The sequence below is a fragment of the Streptomyces sp. CB02414 genome, assembly GCF_001905385.1.
Taxonomy (GTDB): domain Bacteria; phylum Actinomycetota; class Actinomycetes; order Streptomycetales; family Streptomycetaceae; genus Streptomyces.
The window spans coordinates 376838-390836 of the sequence record NZ_LIPF01000002.1; the positions used below are offsets into that span (position 1 = coordinate 376838).

Annotated in this window: 20 protein-coding genes; 4 read left to right on the forward strand and 16 right to left on the reverse strand. The window is 66.9% G+C overall.

Annotation, left to right across the window (positions count from 1 at the left end; all coding sequences use genetic code 11):
- Positions 1-47: 47 nt before the first annotated feature.
- Both AMK11_RS07830 and AMK11_RS07835 read right to left on the reverse strand, forming a co-directional pair.
- A complete protein-coding gene (locus tag AMK11_RS07830; RefSeq protein WP_073724607.1) occupies positions 48-1079 on the reverse strand; it encodes a hypothetical protein in 1032 nt (343 codons plus the stop codon).
- Entirely contained in the window at positions 1067-1726 is a 660-nt protein-coding gene (locus AMK11_RS07835; RefSeq protein ID WP_073724609.1) for a hypothetical protein, read from the reverse strand. The genes AMK11_RS07830 and AMK11_RS07835 overlap by 13 nt, the downstream gene beginning before the upstream one ends.
- A gap of 255 nt (positions 1727-1981) precedes the next feature.
- On the opposite strand from AMK11_RS07835, the gene AMK11_RS07840 reads away from it, so the two are divergent.
- Positions 1982-2383: a DUF192 domain-containing protein gene (locus AMK11_RS07840; protein ID WP_073725666.1), complete on the forward strand. Its 402-nt coding sequence runs from the start codon at positions 1982-1984 to the stop codon at positions 2381-2383.
- A 53-nt stretch (positions 2384-2436) separates the two neighbouring features.
- On the opposite strand, the gene AMK11_RS07845 is transcribed toward AMK11_RS07840, so the two are convergent.
- From AMK11_RS07845 to AMK11_RS38380, 7 genes are all read right to left on the reverse strand, one after another.
- Positions 2437-2802 carry a VOC family protein gene (locus AMK11_RS07845; RefSeq protein WP_241846914.1) on the reverse strand — a complete coding sequence of 122 codons (366 nt, stop codon included), beginning with the start codon at positions 2800-2802 and terminating at the stop codon, positions 2437-2439.
- Between the two features lie 30 nt (positions 2803-2832).
- A complete protein-coding gene (locus AMK11_RS07850; RefSeq protein WP_241846915.1) occupies positions 2833-3582 on the reverse strand; it encodes a hypothetical protein in 750 nt (249 codons plus the stop codon).
- Positions 3583-3740: 158 nt separating this feature from the next.
- Positions 3741-4253, reverse strand: a complete 513-nt coding sequence (locus AMK11_RS07855; protein ID WP_073724615.1) for a hypothetical protein — start codon at positions 4251-4253, stop codon at positions 3741-3743.
- A 38-nt stretch (positions 4254-4291) separates the two neighbouring features.
- Positions 4292-5056, reverse strand: coding sequence for a hypothetical protein (locus tag AMK11_RS07860; protein ID WP_143194565.1), 765 nt, complete (start codon positions 5054-5056; stop codon positions 4292-4294).
- 42 nt (positions 5057-5098) lie between these two features.
- Positions 5099-5542 carry a putative T7SS-secreted protein gene (locus AMK11_RS07865; RefSeq protein WP_073724619.1) on the reverse strand — a complete coding sequence of 148 codons (444 nt, stop codon included), beginning with the start codon at positions 5540-5542 and terminating at the stop codon, positions 5099-5101.
- A 7-nt stretch (positions 5543-5549) separates the two neighbouring features.
- Positions 5550-5846 (reverse strand): hypothetical protein, encoded by a 297-nt coding sequence (locus tag AMK11_RS07870; protein WP_073724621.1) that lies wholly within the window; start codon positions 5844-5846, stop codon positions 5550-5552.
- A gap of 264 nt (positions 5847-6110) precedes the next feature.
- On the reverse strand, positions 6111-6413 hold the full coding sequence (locus AMK11_RS38380; protein ID WP_241846916.1) for a hypothetical protein: 303 nt from the start codon (positions 6411-6413) through the stop codon (positions 6111-6113).
- A 680-nt stretch (positions 6414-7093) separates the two neighbouring features.
- Here AMK11_RS38380 and AMK11_RS07880 point away from each other — a divergent pair.
- Entirely contained in the window at positions 7094-7633 is a 540-nt protein-coding gene (locus AMK11_RS07880; RefSeq protein ID WP_241846917.1) for a hypothetical protein, read from the forward strand.
- A 106-nt stretch (positions 7634-7739) separates the two neighbouring features.
- Here AMK11_RS07880 and AMK11_RS07885 read toward each other — a convergent pair whose 3' ends face one another.
- Positions 7740-8231 (reverse strand): sensor histidine kinase, encoded by a 492-nt coding sequence (locus AMK11_RS07885; RefSeq protein ID WP_073724627.1) that lies wholly within the window; start codon positions 8229-8231, stop codon positions 7740-7742.
- Between the two features lie 265 nt (positions 8232-8496).
- Here AMK11_RS07885 and AMK11_RS07890 point away from each other — a divergent pair, with 265 nt between their 5' ends.
- Together AMK11_RS07890 and AMK11_RS07895 are read left to right on the forward strand one after the other, a co-directional pair.
- A complete protein-coding gene (locus AMK11_RS07890; RefSeq protein ID WP_073724629.1) occupies positions 8497-9348 on the forward strand; it encodes a helix-turn-helix domain-containing protein in 852 nt (283 codons plus the stop codon).
- 13 nt (positions 9349-9361) lie between these two features.
- Entirely contained in the window at positions 9362-9553 is a 192-nt protein-coding gene (locus AMK11_RS07895) for a hypothetical protein (RefSeq protein WP_107429653.1), read from the forward strand.
- A 6-nt stretch (positions 9554-9559) separates the two neighbouring features.
- On the opposite strand, the gene AMK11_RS07900 is transcribed toward AMK11_RS07895, so the two are convergent.
- From AMK11_RS07900 to AMK11_RS07925, 6 genes are all read right to left on the reverse strand, one after another.
- Positions 9560-10186 (reverse strand): OmpA family protein, encoded by a 627-nt coding sequence (locus tag AMK11_RS07900; RefSeq protein WP_073724633.1) that lies wholly within the window; start codon positions 10184-10186, stop codon positions 9560-9562.
- Positions 10187-10194: 8 nt separating this feature from the next.
- Entirely contained in the window at positions 10195-10773 is a 579-nt protein-coding gene (locus AMK11_RS07905) for a hypothetical protein (protein ID WP_073724635.1), read from the reverse strand.
- A gap of 34 nt (positions 10774-10807) precedes the next feature.
- On the reverse strand, positions 10808-11410 hold the full coding sequence (locus AMK11_RS07910; protein WP_073725668.1) for a pilus assembly protein TadG-related protein: 603 nt from the start codon (positions 11408-11410) through the stop codon (positions 10808-10810).
- On the reverse strand, positions 11407-11601 hold the full coding sequence (locus tag AMK11_RS07915) for a Flp family type IVb pilin (protein WP_073724637.1): 195 nt from the start codon (positions 11599-11601) through the stop codon (positions 11407-11409). The genes AMK11_RS07910 and AMK11_RS07915 overlap by 4 nt, the downstream gene beginning before the upstream one ends.
- A gap of 132 nt (positions 11602-11733) precedes the next feature.
- Positions 11734-12528: a response regulator gene (locus tag AMK11_RS07920; protein ID WP_073724639.1), complete on the reverse strand. Its 795-nt coding sequence runs from the start codon at positions 12526-12528 to the stop codon at positions 11734-11736.
- 41 nt (positions 12529-12569) lie between these two features.
- On the reverse strand, positions 12570-13952 hold the full coding sequence (locus tag AMK11_RS07925) for a sensor histidine kinase (protein WP_079187303.1): 1383 nt from the start codon (positions 13950-13952) through the stop codon (positions 12570-12572).
- Between the last annotated feature and the right edge of the window lie 47 nt (positions 13953-13999).

The following is a 13999-nucleotide window of genomic DNA, read 5'->3' on the forward strand; positions in this document are numbered from 1 at the left end:
TCGTGGCGTGCGCAGGGACTCTTACGCACAGAGGGCTGGCGCCGTCGTCAGCGGTTGACGGCCTGGATCTCCTGGACGACGACGTCCTGTGTGGCGCCGAACGTGCCGTCGGGAAGGTCACCGCCCGCACCGCCGCTGCCGGTCCAGTGAATCTCCCAAGTGACCGTCGCCTGCAGCGGGAACGTGCCGTCGCCCGAGGAGCGGAGGTACTTCACTCCGCACGGCGGTGTGTCGTTCGCCTTGCCCTTCTCGTACGGCTCACCGATGCGGCCGTCATTGATCTCGCAGACACCCGAGGCCGGGTAGACCTCCGCGTCCGGCGTGCCCGGCTCGATCTGCAGCGAGACCGGCTCCGCCGTGGCCGTCGCCTCGATACCGATCGCCTCCACGGACGCGGTGACGGAGACCGGCTTGAACTCGGCACCGTCGAGCCATGCCCACGTCGGGAGGTTCACTTTGGTTGCCTCGTCGGGGGCCAGGGTCACCTCGGTGCCGGGGACACGGATCTCCGCGTAGGCGAGTTCCGCGAGGATCTCAGGGGTTACCGCGTTCTCGATGTCAGCGGGAGGGGCGTCACCCGTGTCCACCCAGAAGTAGTCCTTGTCGCAAGAGTCCCAGCCGGGTGGGTAGCTCTTGTTGACGTACGAGTCCCACCAGTAGCCTTCGCCGGCCTTGTCCTTGTTGAAGCCCTTTTCCTCGTCGTTGGCGTTGTACTTCTCCCGCTGCTCGGCATCCCACTGGTGCCCCGTGGAGCCTGCTTCCCAGATGGGTTCCAGGTAGTTCTGCAGCTGTTCCGGGGTGTACTTGGGGGCGTACCAACAGGGTGGCGGACTCCACGACGTGGATGACGTCAAGGCCCCGACGGAGTCTCCGCTGCCGTTCTTCGAACGGTCGAAGACGACGCCTCCTACGGTGACCGAAACGGTGCCTTTACCGTCCGTTTCGGCCTGTTGCTCCGTGGAGCCGCGGGTGCCGCCTTCACCACGCCCGCCGGCGAGCGCGGTGGGGGCCGCGATCAGCGGAACGCTGGCAAGCGCGACAAGAGTTGCGACCCTCAGGCTGTTCCTCACGGCTGGCACGCCTTGCTCCCCCGTTCCGACGCAATGTCGGTGGTCTGCCAAACGCCCTCTGCGTTCTTCGCGAGTTTGGTGTTGTAGAGGACGTAGCTGTCCGCCGTCGTCGGCGTATCGTCGACCTTGCCTGTCTTCTTGTCCTTGATGAATGACTTGCTCTCGTCCGAGCAGTAGGTCACGTATGCCTGGTCGTCCTTGACGAGGTTTACCTTGTAGTCGAAGTACCGGGTCTCACCGACCCACGTGCGCTTCTTGTCGACGTACCCATTGACATACGTGATCGAGTCGCTCAGGGCTGACTCGGCGTTGTAAAAGCCGAGGGCCTTGGTGTCCGTGCTGGCCTTGAAGATGGCCTCGTCTACGGAGTTGACACTCAACGTGCTGTCCGCGAGGACAGCATCCTTCGCCGCGTCTCCGGTCTTCTGATAGTCGAAGACATTCTTGGCGTCGGCCGGGAAGGTGATCTCCGGGCGGCCGCCGGTGTCCGACGCGCTAGGGCTGGGGGAGGCCGAGGTCTCACTGCCCGTGTCCGCCCCCGCGATCTTGTCATTGTCGCCGGAGGCGCTGTCCTCGCTTCCGCACGCGGACAGCGTCAGCGCCGCTGAGGCGGTCAGCGTGAGCGCTGTGAGGAGGGTGGGTCGGCGGCGAATCACGGTCGGCTCCTGGTGGGGCGAGGCTTCTCTCGAGCGAAGCCACGCTATCCAGGGGATCACGGCGGCACCAGGGCGAAACCTGTCTCTCCGCGGAGCTCACGGGACTCAAATCAGCCTTACGTGTGCCTTCTTGGGCAGTAACGGTTGCGTAACGCGTGAGCGCGGCTGCAAAGGAGCCACGCGGTCGGGTCGTGACCGATACGTTCGGTCGGTCGGCCGGGGCAGCGGAACTGCGGGGTGCGGGAGGAGTTCGGTATGGGGCGGCGATGGCGGGACGGTGTCGGAGAGTTGGTCGTGGGTGGGGAGAGACACGAGGGCAGAGCTGTCCGCGTTCCGCTGGAGATCGCCGGGTCGTACCGTGCCCGCACGCGAGGGCTGCTGGGGCGGGACTCGCTCGACGGGGCGATGCTCTTGTCGCCTGCCAACAGCGTGCACACCTTCCGCATGCGGATGCCCATCGACGTCGCCTACCTGGACCGGCGGCTGGTCGTCATCGCGGTGCGCACCATGCGGCCGGGCAGGCTCGGGCTTCCCCGGGTGCGTTCCCGGCATGTGTTGGAGGCGGAGGCCGGGGCGATGGCCGGGTGGGGCGTTCGAGCCGGCGTGCGGGTGGGGGTGGAGGTCGTGGGAGGGGATGTGGGGACGGCGAAGGCGTGAGCCGGTCTGCTGTGCGTGGCGGTCAGGGCAGGGCCCCGGGCCGCAGTGCTTCTTCACGGCCAGGTGTTGGCCCGCGCCAGGAACACGTCGGGTTCGCTCTCCACGGGCAGGACGCAGACCAGGTGGCCACCGGGGACCCGCAGCACGCGGCACTCCTCCCACTGCGAGACCTGCTCCGCGCCCAGGGCGGTCAGACGCGCGGCCTCCGCTTCGGGATCGTCGGTCTCGATGTCCAGGTGGATACGGGGTGCGTCGTCGACTGCCTGCACCGCGGTGACCAGCCCGGGCAGCGCCTCGTGAAGCGTGGTGAACTGCGGTTGCGGAGGGAAGGGGCGGGCCGCCACGCCGAGTGCCGCCGCCCAGAAGTCCGCTGCCCGAGCCGCCTCCTCTTCAGGTGCGTCGATCAGAACGGCGTACACGCGGCTTCTGTGCATTTTCCTCTTTCCAGGTCATGGGCGAGGACGCATCAAGTCCAGGTCCTCGCCCCAGTCGTCCAGGACCGGTCCATGGCCGGCCTCTCGTGCCACCGCTTCGACCTGGCCGAACAGTTGTCGTTGCAGACCCGCGTCGCCGTGTGCCGCGATCCGGCCGATCGTGGCCAGGAGCTCGGACGCGTCCCAGCGCGGTAGTGGAAACCTTTCGAGTTCCCAGGTCAAGTACTTGTTGTACGGACGGGGGCGGCGGTCGAGAGCGAACAGGAACTCCAGCAGGAAGCCGATGCTGTCGGCCGCGTCGAGGTGGGCGGCGAGCGGCTGGCCGTCGCGGGCGTTCTTCACCGACCGGTAGTGCGAGTTCGCGTAGGCGTCGAGCCAGGCGGCTGCCGCGCGGGACGCCTCCTCGGCCTCCAGTCGTCCCTTCGCGGCGACGATCGACGCGATCTCACCGTCCAGCCGGTCGAGGAGCACTCGGCCGCGAGCGATTCCGTAGCGTTCCAGGCCATCGAGCTGTCGGAAGCCCTCCACCGTCGTGACGACGAGGTCCAGATCGGCGGTACGGCAGTCCCCGAAGCCCGCGAGGGCGGCTTCCTGTTCGTCGGAGACGATGGCGTACACGTCGTGGTCGGAGCGCACGGTGACCATGCCCTCGTGTGCGTGGGAACCCTTGAGGACGAGGCCCAGGATGGCGGGGACACTGGAGGCCTGTCCCGTCAATGACGCGTAAGTCGTGAGGCGGTGGGGCGGTTGGGGGATCTCCGGCACGTTCAGAACGCTATCTGCTTCGATCACCCGAGTCAGCTCGTTTTCTGACGCCCCTAGCTCGCGGGTGCGCCCTGCCCAGGGCGCGTCACCTGTTGACGACGAGCCCGGGAGGTGCCCAGCCAACACTGGCAGCGGTTGTGATCAATCCACTCTGTCCCTCAGTCGTGCGGAACTTCCTCGATCACGTTCTCCGCGAATCGCCAGTCCAGACCAAAGAGGACGCCGGGTATCTGGAGGTTCAAGTCACGTATACAAACGGCTGAAATGCCGTACGGCAACATGACGAGCCCGACTTCTGCATCCGGGTACAGACTGCGCCATTGGGTGGCCGTACGCTTCGCGGAGCCCTGTCTGTCCTGGTTCTGCGGGCCAGTATCCGTTCGTTCGACAATCACGCAGAGCGTGCCCTGGGACAGCGTGTCACCGGGCATGCGCAGCAAGCAGCTTGAGACATGCTCGGCACCCCCGGCGATCATGGTCTGGAGGATGTACTCACCGGACACCACGACGCTGAACTTCTGTTCCGGCGTGGCGCCACCGAAGACCAGGTCAGCCACTTCCGTCATCCGCAACAAGCGCGACTCGGCTTCCTCGCTCAGATCGAACTCCATGAAACCCGGGGGCAACTCGAACCAGAAGTCGGCTGCGTCGGCAGGAGCAACAGTTGTCATCGGAGCCGCGATTGTGGCTGACGTGTCAGTATGTTCCATCAGTCCGTCAGCTCCCAGGCGCCGAGACCGATGGCGCTGCCTACAGCAACTATCCCGCCGACCTTGCCGCCTCCCCCGCCCGTGGCAATGTTGGCCACCCCGGTACCCCAGGTAGCGGCGTCGTACCGGCCGGCGCTCGTTTCGTAGGCGTTGATCGCGGTAGGCGCTGTCCATGCGAGCTGCGCAGCAGCCTGGATACCTTCAGTAGCCGTGAGAGCGGCGCCACGCGAGACACCCAACTTGCCGGCGACAGCCATCACGGGAGCATCGATCACCTTGACGACGGGGTCGGCCGCCTTCATGAGGTTCTTGGCTGTGGCACCAGCCGTCTTGATGCCGACCTTGGTACCGGCGACAACGCCTCCAGCGGCACGTCCAGCCTTGACGCCCGCTTTAACACCATGGAATGCCGCTCCGACACCGGGCACCATGCCGAGCGCGTCACCGCCCAGTGTGAGCCAGTTCCCGATCCGCTCACCGGTCGGCGGCCAGAGTCCTTCCACGCCGTAGGCCGAAGCATGAGCGGCAAACGCCACCGCACTCAGGCCGATGGCCAACGGAGCGAGAACCGGACAGAAGATGGCGACAACGCCGATGACAGAAGCAGCGACGGTGATCCAGTCGGCGTGGCTCTTGATCCATTCCCCTACTTCGGCCAGGAGCTCCCCGACCTGGCCCGGAAGGTCGGCCAGGGCCTCGCCCAGATCAGCGATGGCATCTCCGAGCTTGTCCCACATGCCTGGCTCATTCGGGGCGATGTCCATGGCCTTCTTCAGACGGTCCGCTATATCCTTGCCGTACGCCTGTTAATTCCCGGACATTTTGCGACCTTGCCGCCGGATCTCCTCCAGTTCAAGATTCCTGGCGTTCGCCTCTCGCCCTGCGTCCTGAACCTTGTCCTTGTGGTCCTGGGTATCTTTCTTGCTATCATCCGCGTTTTTGAGCTTGTCAGCCGTCGCCCGCGCCTTACTCAGTTGCTCATCGACCTCGGCTGCCCGCGCCTCCAGCCGCACGGCGTCCGCCTGCTTGGCCTCCATGTGGGCAGCCCAGTCCTCAAGGATGGTCGCAGCATCACGGAAGGAATCACGCGCATCGTCCATGCGCGGGCGGAACTCGTCATCGAACTTCTCTCGAAATACTTCCGCCGCCTTTCCCTTCCAGTCCCCCACACCAGTGCCGTGCAGGACCTGGGATATCTCATCGAGAGCCTTCGCCGTCCTGCGCACTGTCTTGGCGACGTCGTCGGCCATCGATTGATCACCCGGGCAAGGAACAAACCCTCGCCTCGGCGAGTTCATCGTCCAACTTCTCGAAGGACTCTTTGACCGTGAGAAGCGCTTTGGATGCCTTCTCCGAGAACTTCGTGAGCTGCTTGATCCCGTACGACCACTCGTCACCGAAGTCGTCCATGCGCCTGGCGAGCTCCGGAACTCCCATGGAGTCGCCAGTCACTTCTGCCATCTCCCGACCAGGCTTCTTCATCAGCTCCGCTATGTGGTCGAGATTGTGTCTCACTCGGTTCAACACCACATAGTCAGCGGTCAGATCACTCACGAGCTCCCCCTTCCCACACTCACGACGTGCTGCTCAGGCCGACATCCATCGATGACTTCGCCCCTATTTCTCACCGAGGGGATCGGCGCCTCAGCTGATATGTGGCGGCTCCCCTCAAGCGAGCAAGGCTATCCAGGGGCATCGAGCGAACACCAGTTGGACCGCCTCCACGGCCGTTGCCCGCCGAAGCGTCGTCATGCCCCACAGCTGCCTGCCGCTGTCCGCGAGGCCATTGCAGGGCGGTCGGCCGGTTTCTCCGAAGTATCAGCCGGAGACGATGTCGAGGACGGCCGTGCCATCCTCTCCCGCCGTTGCTTGAATCACCACGGCGTCAGCAGGGGGACTCGGCCTGGCATGGTCGTTGCCCACGCCGCCGCAGGAGTTGCCGCTTCCGTTGGTGCGGAGGACGGTGATGCACCCTTGCCCCGGGCCACGGGCGCTGCCCTTTGACTGGCTTTGGGGGGACTTCACCGCGTAGGCGACCTCGTTCGGGCCGACTTCCGTCACGTCGAGCGTCACCGCCATGCCAGTAGGTCCCTTGAACCGGATCGTGACCGGCTCGGTCACCAGGACCTGGCAGTCACCGTCCTTGCAGGCATCCAAGTCTCGGCCATCCGCGGCCGACGGCGGCGGCGCCGGCCGCTTCGTGGTGGCGGGGGGACTGGGAGCAGGCTGAGAGGGTCGTGACGCGCCAGGTTCTGTCGTACGGGCACCGTTCGAGGGCGTTCCGTCGGCCTCGCCCGAGTCGCCGCAACCGGTCGCCGTCGCCAAGGACAACAGGATCGCGACGGCGAGAAGCCGGGCCGTTGACGTCGCTGCCACAGTGATCTCCCCACCATGTCATCCCAGTAGGGCGGCTGGCCTCTCGTCGACCTACCTCAGCCCTCCCCGCCCATGCTTCCCTCGCCACTCGGACACCATGCCAGGCGTCACAGAGTCCGCTGATGCCAGGAATGCGTGACCCGCTTGGTCCGAGTACGCGATCGCTCCCGAGGGGCGCGCGGTGATAGCCGGAGGAGGAGGAACGGTGGCCGTGAAGCAGGCAGGGTGAAGCGGGGAACACATGCTTTGACGCACCTTCGGGCTTGAGTACCTTCGCAGCGTCTGGCACACGTCCCGGTCGGGCAAACAGGAACAGGAGAAACGTGAGCCTCCGACGGCACCTCAGGAAGCTCCTGGCCGAGACCGAAGGGGGTGGTCGGCCTCACGGGTCTCGTCACGTCTCGAGCGTCTCGGACGAGGCCGAGGTGTCCTTCACGACAGAGGTCCCGTGGCCGTCGCTGTGGAAGTTCGCGCAGTTCGCGTACATCGCCGAGCAGTACGGCTACCTCTACTCCGGCCTGGATCCTGAACTGCGGGACCTCGGAACACCGTTCTTCGTCTTCCGGCCACTGCCAGACGCGCGCGAGCGCTCCGCTCGTACGAGGGAGCGCTTTCCCGGCGCCCTCGACGGCGGTCGGCTGCCCGGTATGCGCGCATGGCCCGTGCCCATACTGACGCTGCCGAAGGCACGCAAGGAGGTCAAGCTGCTACATGCCCGGATCGCCATCGACTACTACGGTGCGCTGGGGCAGCAGCGTATGCGTCCGTGGCTCATCGGCATCCCCGGGGCGTTCTTGCTCTTCCTGCTGGTGAACGGCGAGCTGCACGGGACCGGACTGCGTGTCGCGGCCAGCATGGTCGCGGCGCTGCTCATTGCGTTGGCGGTTTCCCGCGCCTTCGTGCGCCGTCGCCGTGCGGCGTACCAGCGGCTGCTTGACCGGTCCGGTGTCCGTTGGCCTCCATGACCGCGTTGGGGGCGTCGAAGATACACGTCCGCCCGATGTGTGCGAGGCGTTCACTACCCCGACGGCCATGGACAGGCGGGAACCCCCCCACGGCCGACGGCAAGGTTCACACCAGGTAGTAGCGCGCTCTGTCCTTCGGCAGCACGGCCCACATCCGCGTGCCACCACCGGGTTCGCGAGCGTCGCCGAAGCCCCAGTCCCCCTGGCAGGCTCGTACGACGCAGGCCATGACCCTGAGCGCTGACCTGCGCCGGGCTTCGCATGCGGCCGCGAGGCGGGGGTGGGTGTGGCGGGCGTGGCCGTCGTAGAGGATGACGCAGAGTGCTTCGTCGCGGTAGCGCAGGGCCATGTACACCTCGGGAGTGGGGGTGAAGCGGCAGGCGCAGGTGACCAGTTCGCTCATGACCTGTACGGCGGCCTCCGTCATGTTCTCCAGGTCGTGCGCCTGGAGGATGGTGCGGGTCGCCGCGCGAGCGATGGCCGGGCTCTGCGGGGCGGCGGGGAGAGTGAGGCTGTAGGTCAGGTTCTCCGGTGCGGGTGGGGTGGAGGGGTGGGCCGTGGCTACTTGCCCCAGGCAGGTCGTGAGGGACGGAGGCATGGCAGCTCCTCGGTTCGAGGGTGATGGTTGTCGTCGGCCCGGTGGCTCGTCTCCCTGACACGGTCCGCCCTCCCAGGGCAGGAGGACACAGGCAGGCACGTGCGAATGCCCTTCCGGGACGAGCGTTGCGTGTTCACTCCGTGACTGAACGTAGAGTCGGTGGGGTCACCGTGTCCACGGTTCTAGAGATAATTACCCCTAGCGTGGTGGACTTGCCTGCCATGCGTCGGCAGACTGAGGCCTCGAACGCGCGGAGAAGGGCAGCATGGCCACGAGAAGTACGCCGACAGAGCGACAGAAGCGCCTGGGTGCGGAGATGCGGAAGATGCGGCTCGCGTCCGGCGTCACCACGGAGTACGCCGCCGGGCTTCTCGGCATCGACCGGACCCGGCTGTCCAACATGGAGTCGGGGATCCGCCCCTTCTCGGGCGAGCGAGTCCGCACCCTTGCCTGCAATTTCTCATGTGCGGACCAGGACTACGTCGAAGCGCTGGTCGCCATAGCCGAGGACAAGGAACGTGGGTGGTGGGAACAGCACCGGGGCACCTTGCCGGCTGGGCTTCTGGACATCGCCCAGCTCGAGTGGCACGCGACGCGAGTACGGACCGCGCAGGTCATGCACGTACCAGGGCTGCTGCAGACCGAGGAGTATGCCCGCGCCGTCTTCGCCGCCGTCCTCCCCGCGCTGAGCCGACTCGAGGTGGAGCTGCGCGTGGCCCATCGCATGCAGCGTCAACAGGTGTTCTCGCGCGGACAGCCGTTGTCGTACCTCGCCTACGTCCACGAGGCCGCACTGCGCATGCCCTATGGCGGGCGCGAGACCGCACGTCAGCAATTGGAGCACCTGGTGGAACGGTCCGAGCAGCGGAGTACTGAGGTTCGGGTGATCCCCACGTATGTGGACGGCTTTCCGGGAGCTGGGCATGCGCTTCTCTACGCCCATGGCGCCGTCCCCCAACTCGACACCGTTCAACTCGACTCCGCACACGGGCCGGAATTCACCGGCGCGGAAGCCCAGCTGACCAAGTACCGTGCCCACTTGGGATGGATGGAGGACGCCGCGCTGTCAGCGTCAGCGTCGCGTGATCTCATCCGCCGTGTTGCCCGTGAACTCTGAGGAGATGGCCACTGTGTCAGGCATCGACTGGGAAGAGCCCTTCTGCGGTGAGGGCAACAACTGTTTCCGCATAGGCACGGACGACCAAGGCAACGCCTACATCGCCGTCGCCGGGCAGGAGGACCGTCCGCTCGTCGACAACCACGCGGCCCTCCGGTCGCTCATCCTGGAGATCAAGGCGGGCAAGGCGGATCATCTCCTCTGAGTGCGGTCAGCTCTCCGTGCGCGGGAAGGAGACTTCCACCCTGCGGTTCTTCTTGCGGCCGGCTTCGGTGGAGTTGTCGGCGATGGGGTACTGCTCGCCGTAGCCGCGGACCTCGTAGGTGATGCCGGCGTCGTTCAGGGTCTCGGTGAGGATGTCGTGTACGGCATTGGCCCGCTTCTTGGAGAGTACGTCGCCGTGGGCCGAGGAGCCGAGGTTGTCGGTGAAGCCGAAGACTCGGACGCGGGTGGCGTTCTGGGTCTTGATCTCCTCGGCGATACCGGTGATCCGGGACTTGGCCTCGGCGCCGAGCTTCGCGCTGTCCTTGCCGAACAGCACCTCTGCCTGTAGCGCGAAGGTCACGCTGGTGTTGGTGTCCTCGCGGCGCTCGTCACCGCTCTGGTCCTCCACGACCGACTTGATGTCCAGCACCTTCGCCTGCGCGAGCGTGGCGCCGTCGGGGAGCTTGAGGTCCGGGTCGGCGGGGTCGACCTTTACGGGGGCGGCTGCGGAGGGGTCGGTGCCTGGGGGGTCGTTCGGGTCGTCGTCGGCGGCGTGGGCCGACGTTGTCCCCACGATGCCCGTTGCGATGAGCAGGGAGGCAGTGAGGAGCACTGTCAGGCGGTTGTGGAGCATCGGTGGCCTCACCCGGAGATCTCAATGGGAGCGGCCGCGAAGGTCGGAAGCTGGAAGGTGACCTTCGTCGTGTCGGCAGGTGGTGCCGGGAACTGCATGAAGACGGGAATGGAAGCGCCGGGTTTGATGCGGGGCATATCCGTGGTCGTCAGAGGGCGGCCGTCGGTGTCACGCAAGACGTAGTAGCGCTTCTTGTTGCCGGAGTCCACGAGGGTTGCTCCACCGAGCGACGCACCGTGCCGCATGATTTCGGTTTCGTCGCCCCTGGTCCGAATCGGCACACGCGTCGCTTCAGCTCCGTCGTTCTTGATTTCGCCGCTTACGGTCACGAATCCGCCCGCGTCTCTGGCTGCGGAGTCGATCGTAAGGACCAGGCCCTCCTCCCCCTTGACCTCGGCCAAGGCCTCGTCAGAACCCTGTTGGGCGCTGGGGCCCGCCTCGCCACCCGAGGAGGCAGAGGTCGACGCCTCCGGCTTCTTATCGTCGTTGCCGCCACCACTACACCCGGCAACGCCTAGGGACAGTCCGGCTACAACGGTCAACGCAGCCACCCCCCTGCGGACCTTCGCCGTGAACCGAATACTCATGACTCCGCTTCCTTCGTCTCTCGTCGCGCGCTTGTCAGTCGGCCAGGTGCACGTCGAACAGCTCCTGAGGTTCTGGCAACTCGGGAAGATCGTCCAGGTCTAGGTCCCAGGACCGCTCCTTGCAGGTGAGCCTCGGGAGCACATCACCAGCTTCCGCACCACCCTCGGGAAGCTCGAACGTGCAGTTCGACTCGATCACCGCGACAGCTGACGCCTGCGCGTAGCGGTCCTCCGTGCCCGGCACTATCGAGTCCCCGACCGGCTCGTCCGACGTGACCTCGACCGAGTACCGGAGCGGACCGTCCATCGTGCAGTCGTCGACGTGCGCCTCGTTCTCCGCTGCAAGTTGATCCGCTCGCCAGCATGAATCGTCGAGGCCGGTCACTGCTCCGTCGAAAATGGTGTCCCAAGAGGTGGGATCTCCCACGTTCTCCGCCCACTCACCAGCCAGCTGGTCCCTGGTTTCCTGCGCCGCCGCGAGCGCCGCCGCATCGGCCGCAGTTTGGGCTCCGTTACGGTTTGCTGCGGCTTGACCGACCGCGAGATACGCGAACGCGAGAAAGAGCAGACCCGCCACCACCGTGATGTAGATGGGGAAGGCCTGCCCTGCGTCGTTGCGGTGAGGCTGCGAGGTCAGCCGATGAGTTCGTCGATCTGATCCGTGATCGCCTCGTAGATGGTCTCCCCGATATCCGTCCCCGTAATAGCCAACACAATCGCCACCACCACCGCGATGATCCCCAGGTACTCCACCGCCGTCTGCCCCTCGTCGTCGCGGGCGGTGCGGGTCTGAAGGTGGGCGGCGATGGTGTGGAGCCAGTTGGTCATGGTGTTCCCCTCCAGGGTGGGCGGTGCCGCGGTGGTCGTCTGGAAGGTACGGCGGGAGGGTGTTGGGGGCCGAGGGCCCGTGGGCCCAATCGGGGGCCCAATCGCGGAGCTGGCGGCGGTTGTTCATCGCGGTCACCCCAGGCCCAGCCACTTGGCGGTGGCCTCTGAGCGGCTGGTGCTGTGGAGCTTGGCGAAGATGCGGTTGATGTGGTTCTTGACCGTCTTCTCGCTGATGAAGCAGGTGCCGGCGATCTGCTGGTTGTTCATGCCGGACGCGATCAGATCCATGATCTCCCCCTCCCTCGCGCTCAGTTGGAACCTCGACCTGTCGGGAGCACCTGAGGAAGACTCTGCCATAGATGGTTGCAGTTGCGAAAGGTTTTGAGTCAGAGAAGGCCATGTAGGTTGTCTTGTGGCGGGCGTTGACTCGTTCCGTGCGTGTGCAGTCGCGTTCGCTTCGGGTGTTCCCCGCAATTGCTCCAGCAGGGCCCCCGCCGCCGTCGGCGTGACATGGGCCCTGCCCTGTCTGACGTCCCGTACCGCCGTCACCAGCTGCTCCGCCGTGAACTCGCCGTGGACCAGGTAGCCGCCCGCCCCGCGTCGCAGGGCCTCCTGGATGATGTCCGACTCCCTGCTGTACGTCAGCATCATCACCGGAGCGATATCCACCAGGTACGGGAGGGCCGAGATGCCGTCCACGCCGGGCATGCGTACGTCCAGCAGGACCACGTCGGGGCGGTGCAGCCGGGCGGCGTCGCAGGCCGCGCGGCCGTCGGCGGCCTCTGCCACGACCGTGATGTCCGCGCGGCCGGAGAGCAGGGCGGTGAGGCCGGCGCGGACGACCGGGTTGTCGTCCGCCACGACGACCCGTAGCGGTGCAGGGGGGTCGGGGGTGGTGGTGGCCGGCAGGGGTTCGTCGTCGCGCATTGGGGGCCTCCCTCCTGACGTGAGCGGTGGTGTGGTGGTGGTCACGGGGTTCTCCCGGCCGGTGTCAGCGCGGCCAGGGGCAGGTCCACCCGTACCTCCGTGCCGTGCGCGTGCTCGCCCCGGCCGATGCGGATGCGGGCGCCCACCGAGGCGGCCCGCTCGACCATGCCGACCAGGCCGAAGTGGCCCTCCTTGCGGAGCTTTTCCAGGCTCGTTGTCTCCGGGAGGCCGCTGCCGTCGTCGTACACGGTGATGCGCAGGTGGCCGCCGTGGACGCCCGCGCGTACCTCGACTCGGGTCGGTGACGCGTGACGGTGGGCGTTCTCCATCGCCTCCGAGGCGATCGTGAGGAGTTGGCGGGCCACGGAGGGAGGGATGGGGGGTACGGGTACAGCTTCCGTGTGTGCGAACGTGGCGGGGACGCCCGTGCGGGTCGTGAAGTCGGCCGCGCGCGCGGCCAGTTCCGCGCGTACGTCCGTGCCGTGGGCCGGGTCCGTCTCGCGGCGCAGGTCGGTCAGGAGTTCTCGGGACTCGGCGGCCGCCCTGCGGGCCGAACGTGCGATCAGTTCGGCCTGGCGGCGTGCGACTGCCGGGTCCATGGCGTCGTTGCTCGCCGTGGCGGCCAGGCCCTCGGCCGCCAGGGCCACGCCGTGCAGGGTCTTGGCCACGGAGTCGTGCAGCTCCCGGGCGAGGCGGGCCCGTTCCGCGCTCACCGCCTCCGTGACGGCCAGGCGGGCCTGGACCTCGGTCAGGGCCCGGGTGGCGGCGCCGAAGCGGAGCAGCAGGTTGCGGAGGGTGGAGCCGATGGCTCCGGTGATGACGCACAGGCCGGGCAGGAGGAGTGACTCCGCCGGGTCGGGGTGCGGTGGGTCGTCGTTCAGCGTGGCGTGCAGCAGGAGCAGGAGCAGGATCTGGAGGGAGGCGAAGAACGCCGCGCCGCGCCAGCCATAGGCCAGGCCGGCCAGGAGCGGGGTGCAGACGCTGACGTATGCCAGCGTGGTGTCCGGGCCCGCCGAGATGAGGAGCAGGAAGCCGAAGAGGGTGTCCACCGCCAGGAGGGTGGGGTGGCGCAGGAGGAGGGGGCCGAATCGCTCCCAGTCCCGGAAGAGGACGTACGAGCCCATGAAGGTGACGACCACCGCGGCGCCGACCAGCTTGACGCCCAGGCCGGGGCCCGCGTTGAGGAGGGCGGCGGGGGCGGCGACCGCGATCATGGCCAGGCGGAAGCCGAAGACCTGTCGGCACAGGGCTTGCAGGGCGTTCACCTGGACGGGGATGGCTGGGGGCGCGGGTGGGGGCGCGGGTGGGGGCGCCTGCCCTGCGATCGAGGGGCTCCCCGCGGGGGTGGTGGCCGGCGGCTGCGGTGCGGCTTCCCATCCCGGTGGGAGAGTCGGGAGTGTCATCGGTGGGTTCGTGATCGTCATGCCGTGCTCGTCCTCCTTCCCTGCTCACCCATGTCCCGTGTGCGCTG

What these genes read in the sequence shown, in the direction of transcription:
- AMK11_RS07900 (WP_073724633.1), bottom strand. Translation starts at nt 10,186, where the DNA reads ATGCTCCACAACCGCCTGACAGTGCTCCTCACTGCCTCCCTGCTCATC.
- AMK11_RS07890 (WP_073724629.1), top strand. Translation starts at nt 8,497, where the DNA reads ATGGCCACGAGAAGTACGCCGACAGAGCGACAGAAGCGCCTGGGTGCG.
- AMK11_RS07840 (WP_073725666.1), top strand. Translation starts at nt 1,982, where the DNA reads ATGGGGCGGCGATGGCGGGACGGTGTCGGAGAGTTGGTCGTGGGTGGG.
- AMK11_RS07865 (WP_073724619.1), bottom strand. Translation starts at nt 5,542, where the DNA reads ATGGCCGACGACGTCGCCAAGACAGTGCGCAGGACGGCGAAGGCTCTC.
- AMK11_RS07920 (WP_073724639.1), bottom strand. Translation starts at nt 12,528, where the DNA reads ATGCGCGACGACGAACCCCTGCCGGCCACCACCACCCCCGACCCCCCT.
- AMK11_RS07905 (WP_073724635.1), bottom strand. Translation starts at nt 10,773, where the DNA reads ATGAGTATTCGGTTCACGGCGAAGGTCCGCAGGGGGGTGGCTGCGTTG.
- AMK11_RS07885 (WP_073724627.1), bottom strand. Translation starts at nt 8,231, where the DNA reads ATGCCTCCGTCCCTCACGACCTGCCTGGGGCAAGTAGCCACGGCCCAC.
- AMK11_RS07915 (WP_073724637.1), bottom strand. Translation starts at nt 11,601, where the DNA reads ATGACCAACTGGCTCCACACCATCGCCGCCCACCTTCAGACCCGCACC.
- AMK11_RS07925 (WP_079187303.1), bottom strand. Translation starts at nt 13,952, where the DNA reads ATGACGATCACGAACCCACCGATGACACTCCCGACTCTCCCACCGGGA.
- AMK11_RS07860 (WP_143194565.1), bottom strand. Translation starts at nt 5,056, where the DNA reads ATGGACATCGCCCCGAATGAGCCAGGCATGTGGGACAAGCTCGGAGAT.
- AMK11_RS07855 (WP_073724615.1), bottom strand. Translation starts at nt 4,253, where the DNA reads ATGACAACTGTTGCTCCTGCCGACGCAGCCGACTTCTGGTTCGAGTTG.